This is a genomic window from Azospirillum sp. B4, from assembly GCF_000333275.1.
GTDB lineage: Bacteria > Pseudomonadota > Alphaproteobacteria > Azospirillales > Azospirillaceae > Nitrospirillum.
The window spans coordinates 1-6,455 of record NZ_BACU01000296.1; the positions used below are offsets into that span (position 1 = coordinate 1).

General features: G+C 61.3%; 6 protein-coding genes. 4 read left to right on the plus strand and 2 right to left on the minus strand.

Translation table 11 applies throughout. The annotated features are described in order from the left end of the window. A partial coding sequence (locus tag I55_RS13425; protein ID WP_211100311.1) for a hypothetical protein occupies nt 1-292 on the plus strand: 292 nt, incomplete at its 5' end. A 191-nt stretch (nt 293-483) separates the two neighbouring features. Continuing rightward, a complete protein-coding gene (locus I55_RS13430; protein WP_148293702.1) occupies nt 484-876 on the plus strand; it encodes a lytic transglycosylase domain-containing protein in 393 nt (130 codons plus the stop codon). A 167-nt stretch (nt 877-1,043) separates the two neighbouring features. Here the strand turns inward: I55_RS13430 and I55_RS13435 are convergent, their stop codons facing one another. Then, nucleotides 1,044-3,482: a DNA topoisomerase gene (locus tag I55_RS13435; RefSeq protein ID WP_044561089.1), complete on the minus strand. Its 2,439-nt coding sequence runs from the start codon at nt 3,480-3,482 to the stop codon at nt 1,044-1,046. 63 nt (nt 3,483-3,545) lie between these two features. Beyond that, nucleotides 3,546-4,337 (minus strand): lytic transglycosylase domain-containing protein, encoded by a 792-nt coding sequence (locus tag I55_RS33060; protein ID WP_148293703.1) that lies wholly within the window; start codon nt 4,335-4,337, stop codon nt 3,546-3,548. Between the two features lie 568 nt (nt 4,338-4,905). Here I55_RS33060 and I55_RS35890 point away from each other — a divergent pair. Both I55_RS35890 and I55_RS35895 read left to right on the plus strand, forming a co-directional pair. Then, complete coding sequence (locus tag I55_RS35890; protein WP_148293704.1) at nt 4,906-5,778, plus strand: hypothetical protein; 873 nt, start codon at nt 4,906-4,908, stop codon at nt 5,776-5,778. Between the two features lie 307 nt (nt 5,779-6,085). Further along, a partial coding sequence (locus tag I55_RS35895) for a hypothetical protein (RefSeq protein ID WP_148293705.1) occupies nt 6,086-6,455 on the plus strand: 370 nt, incomplete at its 3' end.

The window sequence follows — 6,455 nt, forward strand, 5'->3', positions numbered from 1 at the left end:
CCCAATCCATGACGGGGCAAATCCAATGGCCGACAACCATCAATCCATGGTCGCACTCATCTTGATCGTTCTGCTCGTCTGGGGTGGGAGCAAATTCCGCCCGGGATCCCGAGACGGCCGGTACGCCCGCGTGCAGGGCGGGTTACTGGTGGTGACCGCCGTGATCAGTGGCCTCGCCATTCTCCTTCGGCCGCAGCTTGTGATCTGGGTATTGATCGCCATCCTGCTCTCCATCCTCCTGACCCTGGTCCTGGAGGTCCTGTCCCGCCGCGGTTTGGTGAGGGGACAGTGAAAGCCCTAGCGGCCTTGCTCCGGCGTTCCGTCCTGACTTTGGGATGCCTGTCATCATGGATGGTCGGACCGCCGGCGGCGGCCGCAACGGTCATCGAACACGGTGCTGGTCCAAGGATACCGGTGACGCCCGCGTGCTTGACTTCCGCCGCCGCCGCCTACGCGGGCGGCCAGTCCAGGGACTGGTTCGTGATGGCGCTGCTGGTCATCATGGAAACGGAATCCCGGGGCGGCTGGGGCAGGTACGTAGGGGCGGGTGCCCATGTCGGAGAATGCGTGCGTCATGACGACCGAAACGGGCACCCGACCCTGGACTGCGGACCCATGCAGATCAATGAGGGCAGTTGGCCCTGGATCGCGGGTCTGACGGGTTTCCCGGTTGACGTGGTCCACCAGCTCGTGCGCGACGATGGGTGCTTCAATGTCACCGCCGGCGCCGCCCTGCTGGCGGAAAAACTGAAAGCCGCCAAGGGGAACAGGCGGGAGGCCCTTGGGCGCTACCACTCCGCGACCCCGGACCTCAAGGCCGTCTATCTGGCCAACCTGGACCGCGCCGCGGCCACACTGGGGTTCACGCTCGATTGAGATACGTGAACCCCTCGCCAACTTTTCTCGAATTGTTTCTTAACGCTCAGCGCCGGCCCGGCGCCGATACTTTCCCCCACCGCCCGAGCGTGAAAACCCGCCGCCGCCTCTTCCCTCGCCGGCACCCGAGGGCCGGCCCCGGGGGCTTCGCGGCACGTCGGTCTGCTTCATCTGGTCCAGAATTCGCTGGCGGTCTTGAAGGTCATCGACTTCGGATCCGGAGCCGTGATGCCGCGCTTGGCGGCCAAACCGGTCATGTTGGTTATCGCTGAAACTTGCCCCTGGGTGGGAGGTATGGGGGTCCCGTCCACCCTTACGCCCTCTTTCATGAGCTTGCCCATCGCGTCCAGGGCCTTGATGGCGTCCTGGCGGGACATCGTCTTCTCCCATCCTTCAGGCAACTTATAGCCCACCAAGGGGGCAAGCTTGGTGATGGCGTCGGTTTGCTTCGGCGTGCGGACCTGTCGCTCCTCGTCGGTTTCCTTGTGGGTATCGACGAAGGACTTAAGCTTGTCGAAGCTTCCCAGTGTGGCCTTGTCCAGCTTGACTCCCGACCTGGCAGCCATGTCCTTGGCAAACTTCGCCATCTTGGGGCTGACGGCCCGTTCCACGCTGACATGGTCCGGAACCACCGGCCCGGCGCTTTCCAGGGCTTGTGTCATGGCTGCGGCCCGGCGATTGGCCGCTTCGCAATATTGCTGGTAACGCTGCCTGGCCTCTGCCGGTGACCGGCTGTTCCCGATGTGGGAAAGTTCGAACTCGGTTTCGGCCCGCGTCACGGGGTCAACCTGGGTGGGGTAGCAGCCCTCCCAGGAAGCCACCTTGATGAAGCCTTTCGCGGTGGGGACGACAAAACCCTTTTCCTCCCGGACGAAGCCCTCGTCGCGAACCTTCTTCGAAATAGGGGCGTATGTTGAAGGGCTGCCCAGGCCTTTGGGGTTGTCCGGGTCATCGGTCTTCAAGGCGTTCTTGAGCCGCTTCAGCTCTGCGGGATCGGAGACGAACTGGTCGAGGTGGTCGATGAGCTTTGCCATGACGGAGGTCAGGTCAACCAGCTTGATACGCTTGGGCGGTTCAGTACGCCGCTGCTCTACGAACGCGTCTGTTACCAGGGCTCCCTCCCCGTCCTTGACGGGCGGGAGGCGCTTATCCCTGGATTTGGAGCCATGCCCGGCATCGGCAATCCGCCACCCGGGATCCTGCTCCACCGATCCCGTGGCCGATAGAACGAGGGAGCCCTCCCTCTTCACCGACGCCGGGAAGGGGATGGGCAATTTGATGGAGGTCCTCAGATCCACAGCGTCGGGAAGATGCTGCGACAGCCAATTGCGCGCGATCAATTGGTAGACCTTGACCTGATCCTCCGTCAGGCCGACGGGCTTCTTGGTGGTCGGCATGATGCCCTGATGCGCCGCTGCCTTGGCATCGTTGTACCGGCTGCCTCGGCGGACGACGGCCTGGTGTGCGACAGTACCAGCCACGTTGGAGAGGGCGGGGAAGACCTGACCCAAATTGCGGGCGATGGTGGGAACCTGACCGATACGCGCTTCCGGGTAGAAGACCCCCGGCGTTCGGGGATAGGTGATGAACCCCTCGAGGTAGAGCCCCTCAATGATCTTCTGGGTCTTGTCTGGGGAAAACTTGAAGACCGCTCCAGCCGCCTTGTGGATCGCCGCGGTATTGTATGGCCTGGGCGGGCCTTCGTTAACAGGTTTGGTTTCAACCTGCAGGGCGCCCTTGTGGCCCTTGGCCGCCGCCGCGATGGCCTCGGCCTCCTCCCGGTACCACAAGCGGCTCTCCTCCTCCCTGGGTTCATAGCTGAGCATCACCTGGTGCCGCCGCTCGGTGTCGACATCCGCCTGTATGACGAAGAAGTCCCTGGGCTTAAAGGCCCTGATGCGATCCTCCAGCTTGGCGAGAAGGCCCACCACCGGTGACATGACGTTGCCGGAATTGTAGCTTTCCCTGAATCCCAATTCGGGGGGCTTCAACTTCAGGCTGGCCCCCCGGCTGGCCGTCATGCCGTTCACGTAATCCTCATGGGTCCGCGCCCGTTCTTCCCAAGCCAGCGGCTCGTAGCGCGCGGCACTGTTGGGATCTGACTCCATCTCCTTCCAGAAGGCCGGGAAGCCGTCCACCGTCGTGTCCTTCATGCGCAGGCGCTGTGTCCGGCCGCGCCACTTCAGGTGATCGATGATGTTGTAGGCGATCGCCTCGCCGGCGCGGTCCATGTCGGTCGCGATGACCAGCCGGTCGGCTCCCTTGAGAAGCTCCCCGATGAGGCGCAGCCTGCCGCGGGCGAAGGCGTCAGACCCCCGTTCATCCCGGGATGGACGATACCGCAGCTCGGCGGGAGCGATGGGGAGTTGAGAGAATTTCCAGCTGCCGGCCCATTTGGCATCGAATTCGTCCGGTTCCATAGGTTCGAGGAGATGGCCCCGGGCAACCACCACGACCGTGTTGTTCTTGCACTCGATCTGACCGGCGCTTTCCAGCCATTTCACATCGGCCTGTTTGTCGGGATCGATTTTTCGAGACGCCGGGCCGAGGGCCGCGGCGCCAATGGCGGCAGCAGTTCCCTTTTCGAAAAGGACGACGGTTCTCATGGGCAAGCCCCTCCGGGTTCTCTGTCTGCATGAACTTGGATTTTGGGTTCCACCTCAGCCTCCCTATCCGCCTGAGGCGCTTCGGCCCTTTGTAGGCGGCCGGGAGGAGAACTGTGCGGCAATGGCCCTGGCCCTGGTGCTGGCCAGGCTTTCGACGGATCCGATGACGCCTTCGGTGGCGGGATTGGCGTCGAGCCGCGCCGGGGCACCGGTAGGTGATGGATTTCCCGGCCCGTTGGAGCGGCGCCGCGCCACGTTTGTGTCAAGTCGGTCGCAGTTCACGGCATGGTTGATCTGATGGCGGGCGTGGCACAGGTAAGCAGCCCGCAGCAGGGCATCGCTGTTGTGGTAATAACCGAGGGCGGCCCCCCAGTCCCATTGATGGCGCCGCGCCAGGTCACGGATGGTGCTGGCGGCATAGGCGACGTTGCTGACGGGATCCAGCATTTCCTCAAGCCTGCTGAATTGGGCGCCGTGCCAACGGATATTCAATTGGGAGCATCCGACGTCGACGCTCTTGCCCTCCTTCAAGGCCGCCTCCGCTATCCGGACCGCCTCTTGCCTGCTGGAGGGCGTGGGGTAGACCCTCTGTCGCGCGACATTCAGGGCCCAGGGCTCATAACCGCTCTCGAGCTTGATCATGGCATTCAGAACCCAGGAGGGGACAGGCTGGCCGAGACGCCGTCCCGCCTCCAGCACCGTGTCCATGGCAAGACCGCAAGCACCCCTGTCGGACATCGGCGTAGCGGCCAGTCCAGGGCTCATGACGCAAGGCAGACCCGAGATGATCGCCGCCGAGATGGCGCGGCGCACCATCCCCTGGACAGGCTGGCGATAGATGGAACAGGTTTTCACCGGATAACCCCATCCGGACGCCAAGCCGCGGAGGCGCCGTACAAGCCAGCGGGAGGGGTGATGCCAAAGGTTGAGCGACATCGATTATCTGCAATCAAGAGCACAGCGACGATCTCTCAAAGTGGGATTTTTTTTCCTGCATTTCGCGAAAAAAGAGAAAGGGAGTTCAGTGCATGGAAATCCCAGTAACTCTCCTCTGGGCGTGCGGAGATGCTTCAAATTTGATGAAAAACCAGAAGGCATTCCATGCTATCTCGAATCACAAGCTACCACAAGAAAACTGGTTCAGTGACCGCCTATGACTGGTTAGCTAAGTCTGGGGAATGCGAGTTAATTCGCTAATAAACAACATTAAAAACTCGATCGCGGGCTCCTCCGTGCGGACTTTTGAAAAATAGCTACCATGGGATATGCACAGTTTTGTCACCGATTTTGGCGTTTATGTAGCTTGATCAGTGAAAGAACAGCGGTAAGGTTTGAGCTGAGTTTTCTTATGTAGAAATCCGCTTCCCGGCAGAGATGACGGGTATTTGGCTTGTCAAGAAAGCATCCGAGGCACGGAAATTTGATGGATTTTCATTCAAAATGGGGTAGCAATGCCGCCAGCGATGGCCAAGTCGGTGGCGCGTCCGTCCAAGGCCGGGCTTTTGGCGGCGGCGGCTATGCCACTGACCTAGAGGGACTATTCGGCCCGATTGGGGATGAGCTTCCCGGGTCAGGGGGAGTGGAAGCAATGGTGTCAAGCAAGGACAGCAATAAGAAAATTCCCAGTGCCCCTTACGACTCCCTAGAAGGCCAAGCCGCGCGGTTACGCAAGCTGCTTAAATCCGGTGAGAGGGATAAGGCTAAGGGGCGCCTCGAAGAATATGAGCGCCAGGAACGCATGCTGCAACACATGCTCAGCGGTTTCTACCGGGTTGACAAGGATCTCCCCTTCTATGTGCCCGACCAACATCTGCCCGTTGGGCAGGAAATCCTTGCGCTGCAGCGTAAGGATCTGGCTGAGCTATCGCCCAAGGATTTGGCTGACCTGACCTCGGTGACCCGCGAGATGTTGCTCACCGAACGCCGGGGGCAGGAAACCTGGGTCGAGCTTCAGAAGGGACTGGAGGTCCTGCGGGATGAGGCCAAGCGCCGGCGCACATTCCCTGGGCTGCCCCGTGGTCCGGTGCCGAGTGCCGAACGGACCGCGCGCGAGGGGCTGGCCGATGCCTGCCGCGGCCTGTTCGCCGCTCATAACAAGGTGGCGCTCGCCCTGATCCGCATCGCCAAGACGGAAGATCTGGAAACAGCCATCTCCCGCCTGGTGAGCGAGCCGGAACGCCTTGGCAAGGTCCATGGTGACAACCGCGGCCCTACTCGCCTGTCCCGGGATTGGCAGAAGTGTGTCGACGAGATCATCTCCGCCCTCAAGAATTATCTTTCGGTGATCCAGCGCTGACCAGGCCTGGCCCGTATTTCCCAGGCATCCCACCCACATCCCTCGACTATAGCGGTTTGCGATTAACGGGAACCATAGCCTGCTATGGCCGAGTCTTTCCGCGAGCAGCTTCCACCCAGAGGCTGTTCCACCTTGGGCGATTTGCTCCAGCGGTTCCCCAGATACATCAGAGCCTTGTATGAGCTACCATAAGTTATTTGGAAAAGTGGGAGCGAAGCGGCCGTTTTTTGGATGAGCTACCACAAGTTAATATGGCGCTGAATGCTATATCCCCTATAATCCGGTGGGTTATTGAGGGGGCAGCATCATGATGGATCAGGCGTCTCAGCCGCATTCGGTCGCAGGTGACCGGGAGAACCGGCCGGAGAAAGCGCTTGAAACCTACGAGCATGCTCTCACTGCTGAAATTCGGGCTCTGGAAAAGTTCGACGAGGCTTGTGGGGACTGCCTTAAATACATGCCCTGGCCACGGTCCCGGCATCGCCGGGACGTACTGGTGGATCGTCTCTACCGGGCAGGCCAAGCCGATCCTGCGGCCCAACGCTGGCTGTCAGACAAGGGAGTGCCGGAACTCGCGCTGACAGAATTGAAAAGCCGGTGGCAGGCGGCTGAAATCTGCAGCGAAGCGACCTTGACGGCTGTGGAGGCCGCCGCACGGTCGCAGGGGCTGCAGGATG

Coding starts and splice junctions, on each gene's coding strand:
- I55_RS13430 (WP_148293702.1), top strand. CDS start 484: ATGGCGCTGCTGGTCATCATGGAAACGGAATCCCGGGGCGGCTGGGGC.
- I55_RS13435 (WP_044561089.1), bottom strand. CDS start 3,482: ATGAGAACCGTCGTCCTTTTCGAAAAGGGAACTGCTGCCGCCATTGGC.
- I55_RS35890 (WP_148293704.1), top strand. CDS start 4,906: ATGGATTTTCATTCAAAATGGGGTAGCAATGCCGCCAGCGATGGCCAA.